This window comes from Massilia eburnea, assembly GCF_050709955.1.
In the GTDB taxonomy this organism is placed as follows: domain Bacteria; phylum Pseudomonadota; class Gammaproteobacteria; order Burkholderiales; family Burkholderiaceae_D; genus Rugamonas; species Rugamonas eburnea_A.
Window position 1 is genome coordinate 67,155 of the sequence record NZ_JBNZFX010000030.1, and the last position, 18,212, is coordinate 85,366.

Consider the following 18,212-nt stretch of genomic DNA (forward strand, 5'->3'; position numbering starts at 1 on the left):
GGGGGACGTAGTAATGGCATTTAAATTCTTGTCGCGCTCCGCACCGGAGGCCAGCGCCGAGCTGGGTTCCAATTCGGAGTTTGCCAGCTTTAACAATTCTCAGTACGAGGGCACGCCGCCAGAAGCGGCTGTTGCCACTGCTGAACAACCGGCCATGGCCGACGGCGTCACCCCGGAAGCGGCGGAAGGCACCCGTGGCCTGCTGCAGCGCCTGCGTACCAGCTCGGTGGGTGAAGCCGCGGCCAACGTCAAGTTGCCGCTGATCGGCCACCTGCCAAGCGCACGCCAGTTGAGCCTGCTGTCGACCACGCTGGGTGTGTCCCTGCTGCTGTCGGTGGTGTTCGTGGCGTGGAATGCGTACAACAGCGGCGTGACGTCGACCCGTACCCAGATCGCGTCCGACGTGCTGATGCACTCGCAGCGTATCGGCAAGGCGGCGCCTAACGCGATTAAAGGTAACCAGCAAGCGATCAAGCAGCTGGAGGACAGCCGCAGCGAGCTGAATCGCGCACTGCTGGCGCTGGCCGACGGTGGCCGCTATGCCGGCCACTCGGTGCTGTCGGCCCCGGGCGCGGTGCTGCCGCCCCTGAACGAGGCCCGTAAGAAGTGGACGGCTTCCGACAAGGCAGCTGCCACCATCGCCAAATACAAGTGGGACTTGGCGGGTCTGGACGAGACCCTGCAGAAACTGAACGCCATGTCGCCTGACCTGCTGTCGCTGACCGAGGAAGTCGCGTCGGCACGCCTGAAGCAGGGCGGCAGCGCCAAGGAACTGGCGGCGCTGGGCAAGCTGGGCATGCTGACCCAGCGCATGAGCCGTAGCGCTTCGGCCTTCCTGACCGAAGGCGGCATTTCCTCGTCCGAGACCGCCTTCCAGCTGGGCCGCGACGCCACCGTGTTCCGCCAGACCGTGGACGGCTTCCTGGCCGGCAGCGACCAGCTTGGCCTGCCAGCCGTGAAGGATGGCGAAACCCGCGAAAACCTGCAGGCGCTGAAAAAAGGTTTCGAAGACTACGACAAGCTGGTCAAGTTCATTCTGGACCGTCTGGAGAAATTCTCCGCTGCGAAGAGCGCGGAACGACTGCTGTTCAACGAGAACGAAGACGTGCGTGCCAGCTTTGCGACCCTGCAGACCAAGCTGCGCGAGCAGCAGGACTCGCTGGGCCTGTCGTTCTGGCTGATGGTGGTTGGCCTGGTGGTGACCCTGGTCTCCGCTGCGGCGATCGGCCGCGTGCTGCTGCTTGACTCCCAGAACCGTGGCCGCGCTTCCGAGCGTCGCCGCCAGGAAGCGGAAGCCATGCGCCAGAAAGCGCAGCAGCAGGAAGAAGAAACCAAGGCTATTAACGAGCAGAACCAGGCCGCAATTTTGCGCCTGATGAACGAACTGCAGGAAGTGGCGGACGGTGACTTGACCGTGCAGGCAACCGTGTCTGAAGACATTACCGGCGCGATCGCCGACTCGGTTAACTACACCGTGGAAGAGCTGCGCGGCCTGGTAGGCCGTGTGACGATTACCGCAGAACAGGTTACCTCCGCATCGAGCCACGCACAGGGGATTTCGAATGACCTGCTGGCGGCATCGGCAGCGCAGTCGAAAGAGATTCAGGACGCATCCAACACCGTTGTGAAGATGGCCAACGAGATTACCGACGTGTCGCGCAGTGCGTCGGAATCGGCGGACGTTGCGCGCCAGTCGGTTGACGCGGCGCGCCAGGGTGCGGACGCGGTGCAGAACGCGATCAAGGGTATGGACGAGATCCGCGAGCAGATTCAGGAGACCTCGAAGCGCATCAAGCGACTGGGTGAATCGTCGCAGGAGATTGGCGAGATTACCGAGCTGATTTCCGACATTACCGAACAGACCAACGTGCTGGCGCTGAACGCGGCAATCCAGGCGGCATCGGCAGGTGAAGCAGGCCGAGGCTTCTCGGTGGTTGCGGAAGAGGTGCAGCGACTGGCGGAACGTTCCGCTGAAGCGGCCAAGCAGATCGGTGCGCTGGTGAAGACCATTCAGACCGACACCCACGACGCGGTAGCCGCTATGGAAAAATCCACGCAGGGTGTGGTCGAGGGTGCCAAACTGTCCGACGCGGCGGGTACTGCACTGCAGGACATCTCGCAGGTTTCGAACCGCCTGGCAGAACTGATTCAGGGCATTTCCTACGCTACCGGCATGCAGGCGACGTCCGCCAATGGCGTGGCGCACAATATGCAGCACATCCTGCAGGTAACGCAGCAAACCCAGGACGGTACCCAGCAAACCGCAAGTTCGGTCCGCAAACTGACCTCGCTGGCGCAGGAGTTGAAGAACTCCGTGTCGCGATTCCGTGTTGGTGCCTGATTAGTACCCAAGTTGCCGCTTAATTTTTAGAATCTATGAGCAAACCTGATCTTTCGTTCACCGCTTTGCCGCAATACGACACCGGCCCGCTGTCCTGGGTGATGGGTGAAATCCGCGAAGCGCTGGCCCGTTCCCGCACGGCGCTGTTCGAAGCCGGCGGGCGTGACGCGGAAGACCAGACCACGGCGCTGATGCACGCCAAGTCGCACCTGCACCAGGCGCACGGCGCCCTGCAGATGGTGGACGTGGACGGCGTGGCGCTGCTGACGCAATTGGCGGAAGTGGTGCTGGACCGCATGCGTGACGGCACCCTGAAATGCACGTCGGACCACGCCCAGTTGCTGGCCAATATGTACCAGGCACTGGTGGAATTCCTGGAGGAGCTGCTGTCCGGCGCCCCGTTCCAGCCGGTGCGCCTGTTCCCGTTCTTCCGCGATATCCAGGATTTGCTGGGCATCGACCGGGTCCACCCGGCCGACCTGTTCTTCCCTGACGTATCGTACGTGCCGGAACTGCCGGCGGCCTTGCCTGTCACCGGCGCGCCCACCGGCGCACCGGACTACAAGGCGCTGCGCCAGCGTTTCGAACGCGCGCTGCTGCCTTACCTGAAGGCGGCCGATGCCGGCAGCCAGGCCATCCACGCGGCGGCGCTGCAGGCAGCCATCACCGACGTCGCCGAGCAGCAGGGCGAGCATAAGGCGCGGGTGTTCTGGCGCGCCATGCAAGCCTTCGCCGAGCTGGTGGTGGGCGGCCAGCAGGAAAGCAACCGTTACGTCAAGCAGCTGTTCGGCTTGATCAACCTGCAACTGCGCCGCCTGTCGGCCGGTTCGCCTGAATTGCCGGACAATGTGCTGAAGGAGGCGTTGTTCTTCGTCGCCGCGGCCGATCCGGAGCACTTGCCGCCGCTGGCGCGCCAGCTGCGCGCCGGTTATGCGCTCGATGGCATGGTGCCGCACGATTTCGAAACGCGCCGTTACGGCCGGATCGACGATGCATCGCTGGCCGCTGCGCGCGAAGGCATTGCCCATGCGCGTTCGGTATGGCAGCGCATCGAACAGAACGAGAACAACGCGGAGCTCGATAACGATTTTGGCCAATCCCTGGCCAAGGCAGCCGTGGCCAGCGAAATGCTGGGCCTGGGTGCGCTGGCGGCGCTGCTGCGCCAGCTGGCGGAATCGGCCCGCAGCACCGTGGGCACCCGCCGCAGCGAGGCGCTGGGGCTGGAAATGGCGACGGCGCTGCTGTTCGCCGAGCATGGCATCGCCCAGATCCGCCACCTGCCGGACGATTTCAACGCCCACGCCGACACCATCGCGGCACGCCTGCAGGCCCTGGCCGCTGGCGGCGCGGCGCCGGAACCAGCGCAGTGGCAAGGCGGCCTGGCCCGCCAGTTGCACGAAGAAGACACCGTTGTCGCCCTGGCATTGGAAATGAAGACCGGCTTGCGCCAGGTCGAGAAGATGCTGGACGAGTATTACACCGACCCGGCGCGCCGCGCCGACCTGTCGGACCTGGACAAGGTGCTGCACCAGCTGCACGGCGCCTGCGCCATCCTGGACCAGGATGAAGCCATGAACGCCGCTGCGCATGTGCGCATCGAGATCGGCCGCCTGGCATCGGGCCAGTTCGACCAGGCGCATGAAGCCAGGGCGCTCGACGATATCGCCCAGAACGTGGGTGCGCTGGGCTTCTTTGTCGATATGCTGGCGCAGAATCCATCCGGCGCGCGCGAACGTTTCGTGTTCGACCCTGAGCACGGAACCTTCCGTGCCGTTCCGTTCAAGAAGATTTCCGGACCGGAGTCGATCCCGGTGCTGGAAGAAGCACTGCCAGAGCCGGAAGCGGCGCCTGAACCGGTATTGACCGCACCGGTGCCTGAAGCCGGCGCCGCCGGCGACGAGGCCGTCGAAGCCGAACTGCTGGAGATTTTCATCGGCGAAGCACAGGAAGTGCTGGCTTTCGTGCGCGAGACGCTGGCGCGCCCGCATAGCGAGATCGCCAACCTCGACACCCTGACCATGCTGCGCCGCTCGTTCCACACGCTGAAGGGCAGCAGCCGCATGGTGGGCCTGAACCGCTTCGGCGACGGCGGCCACGCGATCGAGAAAGTCATGAACCTGTGGCTGGCGGAAGAGCGCCGCGCCTCGGAAGACTTGTTCGCGCTGCTCAATTACGCGAGCGAAGAGATGTCGGCCTGGGTGGAAGAACTTGCCGCCAGCGGAAACTCGGCACGCCAGGAAAAACCGATCGTCGACGCTGCCACGCACCTGCAGGATACCGGCGTGTTCGCACGGCCGGCAGTTGGCACCCAGGCGGCAGCTGCGCCGAGCGCGCCGGCTGTCGCTGAACCGGTCGCCGCCACCAGCGAAGCCGTTGCCGAAGTTCCGGTGCTGGACGACACGCTTGACGAGGCGAGCCAGGCAGTTGAAGCCAGCGTCCCGGCAACCGGGGCCGATGCCTTCGAGGTTGCCGAGGCCGCTCCTGTAGCCGACGCGCTGGACGGGCTGCCGGATGACCTGTCCTTCGAGCTGGACGCGATTGAAGTCGTCGAAGCCGACGCCGGCCTGACGCTGGAAGACGAGGCCGTAGCGGCCCGCCCGACCAATGTCATCGATTTCCCGACTGCCACCGCGCCAGCGCCGCTGGAGCCGCCGCCGGAAGACAATATGAAGTTCGTGGGACGCCTGGCGATCCCGCTGCCGCTGTACAACATCTACATGGCGGAAACCGACGAACTGGTACGCCTGCTGTCGCAAGATTTCGGCGAATGGCGCCACGAGCGGCGTCCGGTCCATCCGGACGCGCTGCAGGCCGTGCACACCCTGACTGGTACTTCCGGCACGGTGGGTTTCAAACCGCTGCGCGAGCTGTCCTATGCGCTGGAAATCACGCTGCAGGAGCTGCAGCCGCCGGCGCCGCACCTGGACGGTGCCCAGCACGATCTGTTCGATTTCACGATCGAGCGCGTGCGCCAGATGCTGCAGATTTTTGCCACCGGCGAATTGCCGCCGGAACAGCCGGAACTGATTGAAGCGCTGCACAAGCTGCGCGATGCATTGGCGCACCCGCCGGAAGTGGGCGAGGCGCTTGATGAGCGCCTTGACAGCATCGTGGGCGAGCCAGGCGGCGAGCAGCTGGAAGAGCGTCTCGACAACCTGTTCAGCGACACTTACCACAGCCTGGTCACCGAACCGCCTGCCGCAGCCGAAAGCACGCAGCAGCCGACGCCGGCAGTGGCTGCGCAAGAAGGCAATATCGACAACTTGTTCGATGCCGCCTTCGACGACGCCTTCGATGCGCCGGAGCTGACGCAAGCCGCGCCTGAGGCAGTCGAGCAGGTTGCCGCCGACAGCTCCGCCCCGGTGATGGAAGAAATCACCGCTCCGGTGGTCGAGGAAATCACCGCTCCGGTGGTCGAGGAAATCACCGCTCCGGTGGCGGAAGAAATCATCGCCCCAGAGGTTGAAGAAATCATCACCCCAGAGGTCGAGGAAATCGCCGCCCCTGTGGTGGAAGAAATCATCGCCCCGGTGGTGGAAGAAATCGCCGCCCTGGCGGTCGAGGAAACCCCTGCGCCGGTGGTGGAAGAAATCCCTGCGCCGGTGGTTGCCGAAGCCGAAGCCGAACCAGAGCCGGCTGCCGAAGAGATTGAAGCAGCAGTGCTGCTGGCTGAAGCTGAAGCCGCCAGCGCCGAAGCCGCAATCGAAGTCGACGCCATCGATGCCACCGCACTGGCCGCCGGCGAAGCCATCGAAGAAGACGCGGTCGACCTGGACCACGCAGCTCCAAGCGAAGTGCAGGTCGTCGAGCTGCCGGAAACCCCGCACCTGCTCGGTGCCAGCCCGTCCGACATTCACGACGAGCTGGATCCGGACCTGCTGCCGGTGTTCCTGGAAGAAGGCACCGACCTGCTGCCGCAGATCGGCGAATCGCTGCGCGCATGGCACGCCAAGCCGACCGATTTCAGCCACGCCCACAGCCTGCAGCGCGTGCTGCACACCGTGAAGGGCAGCGCCCGCATGGCCGGTGCAATGCGCCTTGGCCAGCACGCGCACGAAATCGAGACGCACATTGAAAACATGGTGCACGCAGGCAGCGCGTCCCAGCACTCGTTCGACGAGCTGATGGCGCACTACGACCACGCGCTGCTGCTGTTCGAACAACTGCAAAATCCGGAAGCCTATGCTGCTGCCATGGCTGCTGCGCAAGCGGCAGCGGCAGCACCGGCCGCCGAAGCCGGTACGCCGGCGGCCCAAGGCGCAGCCCAGCCTTCGCTCAGCGCGCTGGCCGCGCGCCTGGCCGCAGCGCCTGCAACGCCGGGACGCGGCGACGAAGCGGAAGCCGCCAAGGCCTCGCCGCTGGTGCGTGTGCGTGCAGACATCCTCGACCGCCTGGTGAACCAGGCCGGTGAAGTGTCGATCACCCGTTCGCGCCTGGAAAACGAAGTGACCTCGCTGCGTACTTCGGTATCGGACTTCCAGGAAAACTTGAATCGCCTGCGCCGCCAGTTGCGCGAAGTCGAGATGCAAGCGGAATCGCAGATTTCCTCGCGTATGTCGATTGCCGGCGAACGCGAATTCGACCCGCTCGAGTTCGACCGCTTTACCCGCCTGCAGGAATTGACCCGCATGATGGCCGAATCGGTGAACGACGTGGCCTCCTTCCACGAAGGCCTGATCCGTTCCATCGACGGCGCCACCGGCGACTTGACGCAGCAAGCGCGTATGACGCGCGACCTGCAGCGTGACCTGATGCGCGTGCGCATGGTGCCGTTCAACAGCGTCTCCGAGCGTCTGTTCCGCGTGGCCCGCCAGGGTGCCAAAGAAACCGACAAGCGCGTCAACCTGGACATTCGTGGCGGCGGCGTGGAAATGGACCGTAGCGTTCTGGAACGCATGGCGGCGCCATTCGAGCACTTGCTGCGTAACGCCATCGTGCACGGCATCGAGTCGCGCGAGCGGCGCGTCGAACACGGCAAGGGCGAGACCGGCGAACTGCTGGTGCAGGTCAGCCAGCAGGGTAACGAAGTGGTGCTGGAGTTCAGCGACGACGGCGCCGGCCTGGACCTGGAACGCATCCGCGCCAAGGCGCGCAGCGTCGGCCTGCTGGCCGAAGACCAGGTGGTGAGCGACGCCGAAGCGTCCAACCTGATCTTCCAGCCGGGCTTCACCACTGCCGATACGCTGACCGAACTGGCCGGCCGCGGCGTGGGTATGGACATCGTGCTGTCCGAGGCGCAAGCCCTGGGCGGCCGCGTGGAAACCTTCACCGAAGCAGGCAAGGGTTCGCGCTTCACGATTCGCCTGCCGCTGACGCTGGCGGTGACCCAGGTGGTGCTGATCTCCGCCGGCGGCCGCACCCATGCGGTGCCAGCGCTGATGGTGGAACAGGTGCTGCAACTGAAGGAAGGCGCACTGGCCGACGCTACCGCCAAGGGCGCGGTGGTGCACCACGGCCAGCACGTGCCGCTGCGCTACCTGGCCACGCTGCTGGGCGACGGCGATGCGCGTCCGCTTCTGCAGCGTTCTTCGCCGGTCATGATGCTGCGTAACGGTACCGACCGCGTCGCGCTGCACGTCGACGAAATCGTCGGCAACCGCGAGGTGGTGATCAAGAACATCGGCCCGCAGCTGTCGCGCATGCCCGGCATCGCCGGTGCAACCGTGCTTGGTTCGGGCGAGATCGTGCTGATCCTGAATCCGGTGGCGTTGCAGCTGCACGTGGCGCAGCATCCGGAACTGGCTCCGCGCACTTCCGCGACTCCGGCGCCGGCACCGGCCGGCGGCGTTGCCGAACCGGTGGCGCAGACCCGCGCCCACGGCACGGTCATGGTGGTGGACGATTCGCTCACCGTGCGCAAGGTAACCCAGCGCCTGCTGGAGCGCGAAGGCTACCACGTCATGCTGGCCAAGGACGGCGTGGATGCGCTGGAACAGTTGCAGGACCGCTTGCCGGAACTGATGCTGGTCGACATCGAGATGCCACGCATGGACGGCTTCGACTTGACCCGCAACGTGCGCGGCGACGAACGCACCAAGGAGATCCCGATCATCATGATCACCTCGCGTTCGGCGGACAAGCACCGCAACTACGCGCTGCAACTGGGCGTGAATGCCTACTTCGGCAAGCCGTTCCAGGAAGATATCCTGCTCGGCGCCATCGCCGGCCTGCTGCCTCAACGCGCTTGAGGCATGCAGTAGCGAACCAGGGGGCAGGCCGCAGCGCCTGCCCTTTTTTTATCCGATCGCATGCGACTGCTTAAGCTATTTGCCGCGCTGCTTGCCGGCGTTTTCCTGCTGGGCTGCGGCCTGCTCGTGGCGGCGGGCTGCAGCGACCAGCCAGGCGCGGCCGATATGATCGTCGTGCCCGGCAATACGGTGGACCCGGACGGCAGGCCCAGCCCGCGGCTGCAGGCCAGGCTCGACGTCGCGCTGGCCTTGTATCGCGCGCAGCGCGCACCGTGGATTTTTGTCAGCGGAGGGCTGGGCAAGGAAGGTCATGACGAGGCCGTAGTGATGGCTGACTACCTGGCAAAGCATGGCGTGCCAACGGCGGCAATCGTCATCGATAGCCGGGGCCTGGATACCCGGGCCACTGCCATGAACGCGGCTGCCTGCATGCGCGCCAAGGGCCTGCAGACAGCCATCGTTGCGACGCAATACTTCCACGTGCCGCGCACCCGGCTTGCCCTGGAGCGCGCCGGCGTGCGCGTCGCCGGCCATAGCCATGCGCGCCATGTCGAATGGCGCGACCTTTACTCGATTCCGAGGGAGGTGCTAGGCTACGTCGCCTATTTCTTGACGACCTCGTAGCGTTCCAGCGTGCGCTTGCGTGCCTGGTCGTGCTCGACGATCGGGTTGCGCGGCAGGTGGATTTCCTTGGCCGACAGCGCTGCCAGTTGCGGCAGGTAGCGCTTGATGAACTTCCCTTCCGGATCGAACTTCTGCGACTGCGTGACCGGATTGAAAATCCGGAAGTAGGGCTGCGCGTCGCAACCTGACGACGAGGCCCACTGCCAGCCGCCATTGTTGGACGACAGTTCGAAATCGTTCAGGTGCAGCGCGAAGTAAGCTTCGCCGCGGCGCCAGTCGATGCCCAGGTCCTTGCACAGGAACGAGGCCGTCACCATGCGCAGCCGGTTGTGCATGTAGCCGGTGCGGTTCAGCTGCAGCATGGCGGCATCGACCAGTGCGTAGCCGGTGCGGCCTTCGCACCAGGCGGCAAACAGCTGGTCGGCCTCGGGACCGGTTTCCCATTCGATCTTGTCGTAGGCCGGCTTGAAGGCGCTGTCCACCACGTGCGGATGGTGGAACAGGATCTGCATGTAGAACTCGCGCCAGATCAGCTCCGACAGCCAGACCGCGCCGCCTTCGCCGACGGCGCCGCGCGCCGACATGGTCATCACGGTGCGCACCAGGTGGCGGATCGACACGGTGCCAAAGCGCAGGTGCATCGAGAGATAGGACGGCCCTTTGATGGCCGGATAGTCGCGCGCCACGCCGTAATCGGCGATCCGCTCAAGGAAAGCGTCGAACAGCTGCGGCCCGTTGCCGAGGCCCAGTTGATGCAGGTTGCTGCACTCGAAACCCAGGCTTTCCAGCGACGGCAGCGTGCTGCGGCCGGGCGCAAAGCGGCCCGCTTCCACCGTCCACGGCGCCAGCACCGACGGATCGGCTTCCAGCTTGCGCAGCCAGGCGTTCTTGTAGGGCGTAAACACGGAAAACGGCTGGCCGGCCTGCGTCAGCACCTCATCGCGCTCAAACACCACCTGGTCCTTGAAAGTGCGCAATGCGCGGCCGGCAGCGCGCAGGCTGCGGCCCACCGCGGCGTCGCGCGCAATCGCCGCCGGCTCATAGTCGTGATTGGCAAAAACAACATCGACGCCGAGTTCGGCGGCCAGCTCGGGAATTGCTTTTTCGGCAAAATCGTGCCGGACCAGCAAGTGCCCGCCAGCCGCTTCGAGCTCCGCCGCAAGCGCCGTCAGCGTATCGAAAATGAACTCGACCCTCCGGTCCGCCGGCGGCAGCGCGTCGAGGATGGCGCGGTCGAAAATAAAGGCAAAGTACACTGTCCCTGCAGAGGCCAGCGCGTGATGCATGGCGGCATGATCGAACAGGCGCAGGTCGCGGCGCAACCAGACAAGGGCGTTTTTCATGGCTGGATCAGCAATTCATAGTAAACTGTGGGTATATCCGGCAGTTGCAGCGCGGATATTACAGTAAAGAACTCTTAACAGTCCTGCATAGAGAGCAATCATGAAAAAAGTCAAATTGACCAGAAGCATGCCTGTGCCGGGATTGTTACCGGAAACTATTGAACTGAAGGAGCTAAAGGCACATATGACTGCCCCTGCGCTCAACCTGGCAAATCATTTCCTGATTGCCATGCCCTCCATGCATGACCCGATCTTTGGCGGCACCGTCGTGTATGTCTGCGAACACAATGAAAACGGCGTGCTGGGCGTGGTGATCAACAAACCTACCGACATGACCATGGAAGTGCTGTTCGACCGGATCGACCTCGAAGTGTCGTCCGCCGCCGAGCGCCACCTTGAGTCCGAGCCGATCATGTTCGGCGGCCCGGTGCAGGATGACCGAGGTTTCGTGCTGCACACGCCGGGCGCGCACTATTCGTCTTCGCTGACAGTGACCAATGACGTCGCCTTCACCACCTCGATCGACGTGCTGGAAGCCGTGGCCCGCGGCCAGGGTCCGGAGCGTATGATGGTGTCGATCGGCTATGCGGGCTGGAGCCCCGGCCAGCTGGAAGACGAACTGGCACGCAATGGCTGGCTGACCGTGGCCGCCGACCCGCGCATCGTGTTCGAAGTGCCGATCGAGGAGCGCTACCAGGCCGCCATCAAGCTGCTGGGCTTCGATCCCCTGATGCTTAACTCTGAAGCGGGTCATGCATAGTCCGGAAACTGTTTTAGGCTTCGACTTCGGCATCAAACGCGTTGGTGTCGCAATGGGAAACACGATGATCGGCCAGGCCAGCCCCCTGGCCGTCATTCAATCCACGGTCAACGATGCACGCTTCGCCGAAATCAAGGCCCTGATCGACAAATGGGGGCCAACCAGGCTGATTGTGGGCTTGCCTTTCCACCCGGATGGGGCGGAGCACGACATGACGGCGCGCTGCCGCAAGTTTGCCAATCAGCTCAACGGCCGTTTCAATCTCCCTGTGGTGCTGGTCGACGAACGCTATTCGTCGGCGATGATTGCCGCCAAGCGCGGCGAAATCATCGACGACCGTGCCGCTGCCATCATCCTCCAACAATACTTTGACGAATATGTCCCACACTGATCCCCAACAGCTTGACGCCGAAGCGCTGTACGCCAGCCTGCGCGAGCAGGTCAAGGCCGGCATTGCCGGCGCCAATGATCCGGCCATCGTCGGCATCCATTCCGGCGGCGCCTGGATCGCCGAGCGCCTGGCCAAAGACCTGAATCTGACTTCCCGCCTGGGCGTGCTGGACGTGTCGTTCTACCGCGACGATTACGCGAAGAAGGGCCTGCCGCACGACGTGAAGCCGACCCATATCGGCTTTGACGTCAACGGCGCCACCATCGTGCTGGTGGACGACGTGCTCTACACCGGCCGCACCACGCGCGCCGCCATCAACGAATTGTTCGACTACGGCCGTCCGGCGCGCATCATGCTCGCCTCGCTGGTGGACCGCGGCGAACGCCAATTGCCGGTGGCCGCCGATTTCGTGGCGGCCCAAACCTGCTGCGCGCCAGGCCAGGCGCTGCGCCTGCAGCAAGCCGGCGACGGAAAGTTTTCCCTGACTATTGAACAGAACCATGCTTAATCCGCAACTCAACAAACACGGCGAGCTTCAGCACCTGCTGTCGACCGAGGGCCTGCCGAAAGCCATCATCAACCAGATCCTCGATACCGCCTCCTCCTTCGTGTCGGTATCGGACCGCGAAGTGAAGAAGGTCCCGCTGATGCGCGGCAAAAGCGTTTTCAACCTGTTCTTCGAAAATTCCACCCGTACCCGCACCACCTTCGAGATCGCCGCCAAGCGCCTGTCGGCGGACGTGATCAACCTGAACATCGCCGCATCCTCCGCCAGCAAGGGCGAGTCGCTGCTGGACACCATCGACAACCTGTCGGCCATGCACGCCGACATGTTCGTGGTGCGCCACTCGCAGTCGGGCGCGCCGTACCTGATCGCCAAGCACCTGCACGATACCAGGCAGAACCACGTGCACGTGGTGAACGCGGGCGACGGCCGCCACGCGCACCCGACGCAGGGCCTGCTGGACATGTATACCATCCGTCACTACAAGAAGGACTTCAGCAACCTGCGCGTGGCAATCGTGGGCGACATCCTGCACAGCCGCGTGGCGCGCTCCGACATCCACGCCTTGACCACCCTGGGCGTGCCTGAAATCCGCGCTATCGGCCCGCATACCCTGCTGCCGGGCGGCCTGGAACAACTGGGCGTGCGCACCTTCACCAACATGGACCAAGGCCTGAAGGACGTGGACGTGATCATCATGCTGCGCCTGCAGAACGAGCGCATGAGCGGCGCGCTGCTGCCGTCCGCCGGCGAGTACTTCCGCGCCTACGGCCTGACGCCGGAACGCCTGGCGCTGGCCAAGCCGGACGCCATCGTGATGCACCCTGGCCCGATGAACCGCGGCGTGGAGATCGACTCCGCCGTGGCCGACGGCCCGCAAGCGGTGATCCTGTCGCAGGTCACTTTCGGTATCGCAGTCCGCATGGCGGTGATGAGCATCCTGGCAGGCACGCAAGCATAAAAATGAACGTACATATCCAGAACGGCCGACTGATCGATCCGGCCAACAAGATCGATTCCAAACAAGACCTGTACATCGTGGACGGCAAGGTTGCCGCCATCGGCAGCGCGCCGGCCGGCTTCAAGGCCGACCGCACCATCGACGCCGCCGGCAAGGTGGTGGCGCCGGGCCTGGTGGACCTGTCCGCGCGCCTGCGCGAGCCGGGCTTCGAATACAAGGCCACGCTGAAGTCGGAAATGCAGGCGGCAGTGCAGGGCGGCGTGACCTCGCTGGTATGCCCGCCGGACACCGATCCTGTGCTCGACGAGCCGGGCCTGGTGGAAATGCTGAAGCACCGCGCGCGCGGCCTGAACCAGGCCCATGTGCATCCGCTGGGCGCGCTGACGCACGGCCTGAAAGGCGAAGCGCTGACCGAGCTGGTGGAACTGACCGGCGCCGGCTGCATCGGCTTCTCGCAAGCCGAGACCCCGATCAGGGACACCACGGTGCTGCAGCGCTGCATGCAATATGCGGCCACCTTCGGTTTCACCATCTGGCTGCGCCCGCAGGACGCCTACATCGGCCGCGGCGGCGTGGCCCACAGCGGCCCGCTGGCTTCGCGCCTTGGGCTGTCCGGCGTGCCGGTGATGGCCGAGACCATCGCCCTGCACACCATCTTCGAACTGATGCGCGCCACCGGCGCCAAGGTCCACCTGTGCCGCATGTCGTCGGCTGCCGGCCTGGAACTGGTGCGCGCCGCGAAAGCGGAGGGCTTGCCGATCAGCTGCGACGTGGGCGTGCACCACGTGCACCTGACCGATACCGACATCAACTTCTTCGACTCCAACGCGCGCGTCGATCCGCCTTTCCGTACCCAGCGCGACCGCGAGGCGATCCGGGCCGGCCTGCTGGACGGCACCATCGATGCGATGTGCTCCGACCACACCCCGTGCGACGACGATGAAAAGCTGCTGCCGTTCGGCGAAGCGTCGCCGGGCGCCACCGGCCTGGAACTGCTGCTGTCGCTGGCCATCAAGTGGGCCGACGACTATGCCGCCGCCCAGGGCAAGGACGATGCGCTGTCGCGCGCGGTGGCATGCGTCACCAGCGAAGCCGCGCGCGTGGCCGGACTGGCGCAAGCGGGCCAGCTGGGCGTGGGCTGCGTGGCCGACGTGGTCGTGTTCGACCCGGCCGCACGCTGGACCGTCGCCGGCAGCGCACTGGCCAGCCAGGGCAAGCATACGCCGTTCATCGGCTACGAGCTGGCAGGACAGGTGCAGGCGACCATCGTTGCGGGCCAGGTAGCATATGAACGCAAGCCCGGCTAAACGCAACCTCGACTGGCGCCTGATGCTGCGCATCGGGCGCATGGCGCTGCATGTGCTGGCCGGCATGGCGACTTGCGCATTCATCTTCCCTTGCATCGGGACGGACAAGCGCAACGGCCATATCCGCCGCTGGTCGCGCCAGCTGCTGGCGATCTGCAACGTCAGCGTGCAGTTGACGCCGGGCAGCGCCGTACCGCTGGAGCAGGGCATGGTCGTCTGCAACCACGTCTCGTGGCTGGACATCTTCGTCATCAATGCGCTTCACCCTTGCCGCTTCGTGGCCAAGGCCGAAATCCGCGACTGGCCGCTGGCCGGCCGGCTGGCGGCGCAGGCGGGCACTGTGTTCATCGCACGCGGCAACAAGCGCGAACTGCGCAATATTTTCAAAGGCCTGGTGCATGCCCTGCAGGATGGCCAGCGCGTCGCCTTCTTCCCCGAGGGCACTACGGCGGCGCAAGGCACGCTGCTGCCTTTCCACGCCAACCTGTTCGAGGCGGCAGTGGACGGCAAGGTGCCGGTGCAGCCGTTTGCCTTGTCCTATGTCGACGCGGCAGGCGAGACGCACCCCTCGGTCGACTTCATTGGCGACATGACTTTCGCGCAAAGCGTGATCAATATCCTCGATGGCAAGCCGGTGCGGGCCCGCCTGGCCGTGCTGCAAGCGATGCCGGGCGAGGGCGCCCATCGGCGCGAACTGGCGGCGGCAAGCCACGCAGCGATTGGCGCCGCGCTGGGCATCGTGCCGGAGGCGGAATCTTTACAGGAGCAATCAGCATGACCAGGATCAGTGTGCTGGCAGCCTGCCTGCTGTTGGCGGCCTGCAGCGGCGACACCTTCAGCAATGCCAAGACCCTGCGTACGCAGGCGACCGAAAGCCTGACGCAAAAGAACTATGGCATCGCGGCCGACAAGGCATATGCCGCCACGCTGAAGGCGCCGAAGGAAGCGGAATCCTATTTCCTGCTGGCGCAGGCACAGGCGCAGCTGGGCCGCAAGAATGCCGCCATGGCGTCGCTGGAGACGGCGATCGTCAACGGTTTCACGGATGAAGAGGCGATCAAGGGCAGCGCCAACCTGGAGCCGCTGCGCAAGTCGGAAGCCTACAAGGAACTGATGGCGGCGGCGTTTGCGCCGGCCGCCGCAGCGCCGGCCGAAGGCGAGGCGCCCGCCGCGGCAGAGGGCGGCGGCGAAGCGGGCAAGGCGGATGGCCAGGCACCGTCCCAGGCGCAGGCCTCAGCCCCGGCCGAAGGCGCGTCCAAGCATTAAACCGTCCGGTATTCCGGGCAATCCACCTGCAGCAGGCTGTGGTCGTCGAGGCAGACCGCCGACAGCTTGCCGCCCCACACGCAGCCGCTGTCGAGCGCAATCAGGCGCGGCATGATGCGCAGGCCCAGCGCCGACCAGTGGCCGAACACCACGGTGGTATCGCTGGTGCGGCGGCCCGGCACCTCGAACCACGGCATCAGGCCGCTCGACGGGTCGGCGTGCGCCGATTCCTTCATCTTGAAGTCCATCACCCCTTCGGCGCTGCAGAAGCGCATGCGGGTCAGGGCGTTGACGATGCAGCGCAGGCGCGCGGCGCCGCTCAATTCATCGCTCCAGCGGTCGGGCTGGTTGCCGTACATCTCGCGCAGGAAGCCGACCCACTGGTCGCCGCGCAAGGCCGCCTCCACTTCGCCGGCCAGTTCCAGGGCCTGCTGCGCGGTCCATTGCGGCAGAACGCCGCCGTGCACCAGCAAGTGGCCAGGGCGCATGATGGCCATCGGGCGCAGCCGCAGCCAGTGCAGCAAGGCGTCGCGGTCGGCCGCAGCCAGGATATGTTCGATGGTGTCGGAGCTCGATTCGGGGCGGATGCCGTTGGCCACCGCCAGCAGGTGCAGGTCATGGTTGCCCAGCACCGCGTCGATGCGGCCGTCGCTGCCCTGGCTCAGCGCCTGGACATAGCGCAGCGTGGACAGCGAATCGGGGCCGCGGTTGATCAAGTCGCCGCAGAACAGGATGGCGGGCGGCTCATTGCCGGCGGCATGTTCGGTGTCCAGGATGTTTTCGACCAGGCTGACGGTCTCGCCATGGCAACCCTGCAGGTCGCCCACTACGTAGGTTTTCATCCCGCTAGGATAACGCATGATCGCGGCAGCCGGCGGCGCGCTGCTGCGGCAATCGCCGGGTAAAAGTATCAATCGGTAAGTAAATGCCCTGGACGCAACGCCAGCGGCTAGAATTTCCCGTCCCGCCCCGTGCATACGGTACAATCGCCGCTTAGCGCGCGAGCAATCTTTCTTGCTGCGCTGCGACAATGGCGGCTGGCTCACTATACTGATAAGAACTAATGTTTTCCTTCCTCGTGAGCTTTTTCACGTCCGCACTCCTGACCCTGTGGGTGATCAAGGAAGTGCGCTTACATGGTCCCGCGCTGGACACTGATTTCGGTGGCGTACAAAAAGTGCATGTCCATCATGTGGCCCGTATCGGCGGCCTGTCGATCTTCCTGGCAGTGGCGCTGAGCGCCTGCGTTTCGGTGTGGCGCGTGCCGGTCATGACCAGCTGGATGCTGTCGCTGATCATGTGCGCCATGTTTGCCTTCCTGGGCGGCATTGTCGAAGACTATACCGGCAAAGTCAGTGCGCGCCGGCGCCTGCTGCTGACCATGTTTGCCGCCTTGCTCGCCTATTTCCTGATGGACGCGCGCATCGACCGCATCGACTGGATGTTCTCCACCACGCCGCTGCCCTATCTGTGGTTTACGCTGCCGCTTACGGTGCTGGCGGTGGCCGGCATTGCCAACGCCGTCAATATCATCGATGGTTTCAATGGGCTGGCCAGCGTGGTGACGATCTGCATGTTGCTGTCGCTTGGTTATGTCGCGCTGCAGGTCAACGATATGTTCGTGCTGGTGGCGGCATTGATGGTGGCCGGCGCCACGGCCGGTTTCCTGATCTGGAATTATCCGGTCGGCCTGATATTCCTGGGCGATGGCGGTGCTTACTTTATTGGATTTATGTTGGGCGAATTGGCCCTGTTGCTGGTAATGCGCAATCCACAAGTTTCTACTTGGTACGCCGTATTGCTATTAATATATCCGACCTTTGAAACCCTGTTCAGCGTATATCGCCGTTTCTTCATTCGCGGCACCTCGCCCGCAATGCCGGACGGTATTCACCTGCATAGCCTGATTTTCCGGCGCGTGGTGCAATGGGCAGTGGGCCGCAAGGACGCGCGTGCGCTGGTGCGCCGCAATTCCATGACCTCGCCTTACCTGTGGATGTTTTCGCTGATGGCGGTGATTCCCGCCACGGTATTCTGGCGCTATACCTGGGTCTTGATGCTGTTCTGCCTGTTATTTATTGCCAGTTATGTCTGGCTTTATGCACGCATTGTCCGATTTAAAGCGCCGCGCTGGATGATTCGACATAAGAAAATCCGCTAAGCCGATTTCGTGTATATTCCCAAACATCGAAATTCAATAAAGGATAGATCATGGACCTGTCGAATTTGGCGTCCCCTGAATTGCGCAACCTGCAGGAACAGATTAAGCGCGAATTAAAGCAGCGCGAAGGCATGGATAAGCAAAAAGCACGCGAGCAGATTTTCGCCATTGCCCAGCAGGCAGGTGTGCCGCTCAAGGAATTGCTGGCCGGCTACCCTGGCACCCGCAACAAGGGCGGCAAGGTGGAAGCGCGCTATCGCAATCCCGCCAATACCTCCGAACAGTGGACCGGCCGCGGCCGCCAGCCGAAATGGGTCAAGGACTGGGTCGAGGGCGGCAAGGCGATTGACGACCTGCGCATCTGA

Annotated in this window: 14 protein-coding genes; 12 read left to right on the forward strand and 2 right to left on the reverse strand. The window is 64.3% G+C overall.

The genetic code is table 11. The features are described from left to right. The first annotated feature begins 13 nt into the window (after positions 1-13). From ACQ4MM_RS15965 to ACQ4MM_RS15975, 3 genes are read left to right on the forward strand one after another with little or no spacing between them, the layout of a single operon-like run. A complete protein-coding gene (locus ACQ4MM_RS15965; RefSeq protein WP_431478263.1) occupies positions 14-2,341 on the forward strand; it encodes a methyl-accepting chemotaxis protein in 2,328 nt (775 codons plus the stop codon). A 35-nt stretch (positions 2,342-2,376) separates the two neighbouring features. Next, positions 2,377-8,529: an Hpt domain-containing protein gene (locus tag ACQ4MM_RS15970; RefSeq protein ID WP_431478264.1), complete on the forward strand. Its 6,153-nt coding sequence runs from the start codon at positions 2,377-2,379 to the stop codon at positions 8,527-8,529. 60 nt (positions 8,530-8,589) lie between these two features. Further along, positions 8,590-9,153, forward strand: a complete 564-nt coding sequence (locus tag ACQ4MM_RS15975) for a YdcF family protein (RefSeq protein WP_431478265.1) — start codon at positions 8,590-8,592, stop codon at positions 9,151-9,153. On the opposite strand, the gene ACQ4MM_RS15980 is transcribed toward ACQ4MM_RS15975, so the two are convergent. Continuing rightward, positions 9,132-10,496, reverse strand: coding sequence for a cryptochrome/photolyase family protein (locus ACQ4MM_RS15980; protein ID WP_431478266.1), 1,365 nt, complete (start codon positions 10,494-10,496; stop codon positions 9,132-9,134). The two genes, ACQ4MM_RS15975 and ACQ4MM_RS15980, sit on opposite strands and share 22 nt — an antisense overlap. Before the next feature lie 184 nt (positions 10,497-10,680). Between ACQ4MM_RS15980 and ACQ4MM_RS15985 the strand changes: the two genes are divergently transcribed. From ACQ4MM_RS15985 to ACQ4MM_RS16015, 7 genes are all read left to right on the forward strand, one after another. Continuing rightward, positions 10,681-11,256, forward strand: a complete 576-nt coding sequence (locus ACQ4MM_RS15985) for a YqgE/AlgH family protein (protein ID WP_229207118.1) — start codon at positions 10,681-10,683, stop codon at positions 11,254-11,256. Between the two features lie 64 nt (positions 11,257-11,320). Then, positions 11,321-11,647 carry a Holliday junction resolvase RuvX gene (gene ruvX, locus ACQ4MM_RS15990; protein ID WP_431478267.1) on the forward strand — a complete coding sequence of 109 codons (327 nt, stop codon included), beginning with the start codon at positions 11,321-11,323 and terminating at the stop codon, positions 11,645-11,647. Further along, a complete protein-coding gene (pyrR, locus tag ACQ4MM_RS15995; protein WP_431478268.1) occupies positions 11,634-12,155 on the forward strand; it encodes a bifunctional pyr operon transcriptional regulator/uracil phosphoribosyltransferase PyrR in 522 nt (173 codons plus the stop codon). Before ruvX ends, pyrR begins: the two co-directional genes overlap by 14 nt. After that, entirely contained in the window at positions 12,148-13,113 is a 966-nt protein-coding gene (locus ACQ4MM_RS16000; protein WP_431478269.1) for an aspartate carbamoyltransferase catalytic subunit, read from the forward strand. The genes pyrR and ACQ4MM_RS16000 overlap by 8 nt, the downstream gene beginning before the upstream one ends. Positions 13,114-13,115: 2 nt before the next feature. Continuing rightward, positions 13,116-14,420, forward strand: a complete 1,305-nt coding sequence (locus ACQ4MM_RS16005; RefSeq protein WP_431478270.1) for a dihydroorotase — start codon at positions 13,116-13,118, stop codon at positions 14,418-14,420. Further along, complete coding sequence (locus tag ACQ4MM_RS16010) at positions 14,401-15,198, forward strand: lysophospholipid acyltransferase family protein (protein ID WP_431478271.1); 798 nt, start codon at positions 14,401-14,403, stop codon at positions 15,196-15,198. Before ACQ4MM_RS16005 ends, ACQ4MM_RS16010 begins: the two co-directional genes overlap by 20 nt. Further along, positions 15,195-15,686, forward strand: coding sequence for a hypothetical protein (locus ACQ4MM_RS16015; RefSeq protein ID WP_431478272.1), 492 nt, complete (start codon positions 15,195-15,197; stop codon positions 15,684-15,686). The genes ACQ4MM_RS16010 and ACQ4MM_RS16015 overlap by 4 nt, the downstream gene beginning before the upstream one ends. Here the strand turns inward: ACQ4MM_RS16015 and ACQ4MM_RS16020 are convergent. Further along, positions 15,683-16,528, reverse strand: coding sequence for a symmetrical bis(5'-nucleosyl)-tetraphosphatase (locus ACQ4MM_RS16020; RefSeq protein WP_431478273.1), 846 nt, complete (start codon positions 16,526-16,528; stop codon positions 15,683-15,685). The genes ACQ4MM_RS16015 and ACQ4MM_RS16020 overlap by 4 nt on opposite strands. A gap of 221 nt (positions 16,529-16,749) precedes the next feature. On the opposite strand from ACQ4MM_RS16020, the gene ACQ4MM_RS16025 reads away from it, so the two are divergent. Both ACQ4MM_RS16025 and ACQ4MM_RS16030 read left to right on the forward strand, forming a co-directional pair. Next, positions 16,750-17,847 carry an MraY family glycosyltransferase gene (locus ACQ4MM_RS16025; RefSeq protein ID WP_431478274.1) on the forward strand — a complete coding sequence of 366 codons (1,098 nt, stop codon included), beginning with the start codon at positions 16,750-16,752 and terminating at the stop codon, positions 17,845-17,847. A 50-nt stretch (positions 17,848-17,897) separates the two neighbouring features. Continuing rightward, positions 17,898-18,212 (forward strand): H-NS family nucleoid-associated regulatory protein, encoded by a 315-nt coding sequence (locus ACQ4MM_RS16030; RefSeq protein ID WP_431478275.1) that lies wholly within the window; start codon positions 17,898-17,900, stop codon positions 18,210-18,212.

What these genes read in the sequence shown, in the direction of transcription:
- ACQ4MM_RS15965 (WP_431478263.1), top strand. Translation starts at nt 14, where the DNA reads ATGGCATTTAAATTCTTGTCGCGCTCCGCACCGGAGGCCAGCGCCGAG.
- ACQ4MM_RS15970 (WP_431478264.1), top strand. Translation starts at nt 2,377, where the DNA reads ATGAGCAAACCTGATCTTTCGTTCACCGCTTTGCCGCAATACGACACC.
- ACQ4MM_RS15975 (WP_431478265.1), top strand. Translation starts at nt 8,590, where the DNA reads ATGCGACTGCTTAAGCTATTTGCCGCGCTGCTTGCCGGCGTTTTCCTG.
- ACQ4MM_RS15980 (WP_431478266.1), bottom strand. Translation starts at nt 10,496, where the DNA reads ATGAAAAACGCCCTTGTCTGGTTGCGCCGCGACCTGCGCCTGTTCGAT.
- ACQ4MM_RS15985 (WP_229207118.1), top strand. Translation starts at nt 10,681, where the DNA reads ATGACTGCCCCTGCGCTCAACCTGGCAAATCATTTCCTGATTGCCATG.
- ruvX (WP_431478267.1), top strand. Translation starts at nt 11,321, where the DNA reads ATGATCGGCCAGGCCAGCCCCCTGGCCGTCATTCAATCCACGGTCAAC.
- pyrR (WP_431478268.1), top strand. Translation starts at nt 11,634, where the DNA reads ATGTCCCACACTGATCCCCAACAGCTTGACGCCGAAGCGCTGTACGCC.
- ACQ4MM_RS16000 (WP_431478269.1), top strand. Translation starts at nt 12,148, where the DNA reads ATGCTTAATCCGCAACTCAACAAACACGGCGAGCTTCAGCACCTGCTG.
- ACQ4MM_RS16005 (WP_431478270.1), top strand. Translation starts at nt 13,116, where the DNA reads ATGAACGTACATATCCAGAACGGCCGACTGATCGATCCGGCCAACAAG.
- ACQ4MM_RS16010 (WP_431478271.1), top strand. Translation starts at nt 14,401, where the DNA reads ATGAACGCAAGCCCGGCTAAACGCAACCTCGACTGGCGCCTGATGCTG.
- ACQ4MM_RS16015 (WP_431478272.1), top strand. Translation starts at nt 15,195, where the DNA reads ATGACCAGGATCAGTGTGCTGGCAGCCTGCCTGCTGTTGGCGGCCTGC.
- ACQ4MM_RS16020 (WP_431478273.1), bottom strand. Translation starts at nt 16,528, where the DNA reads ATGAAAACCTACGTAGTGGGCGACCTGCAGGGTTGCCATGGCGAGACC.
- ACQ4MM_RS16025 (WP_431478274.1), top strand. Translation starts at nt 16,750, where the DNA reads ATGTTTTCCTTCCTCGTGAGCTTTTTCACGTCCGCACTCCTGACCCTG.
- ACQ4MM_RS16030 (WP_431478275.1), top strand. Translation starts at nt 17,898, where the DNA reads ATGGACCTGTCGAATTTGGCGTCCCCTGAATTGCGCAACCTGCAGGAA.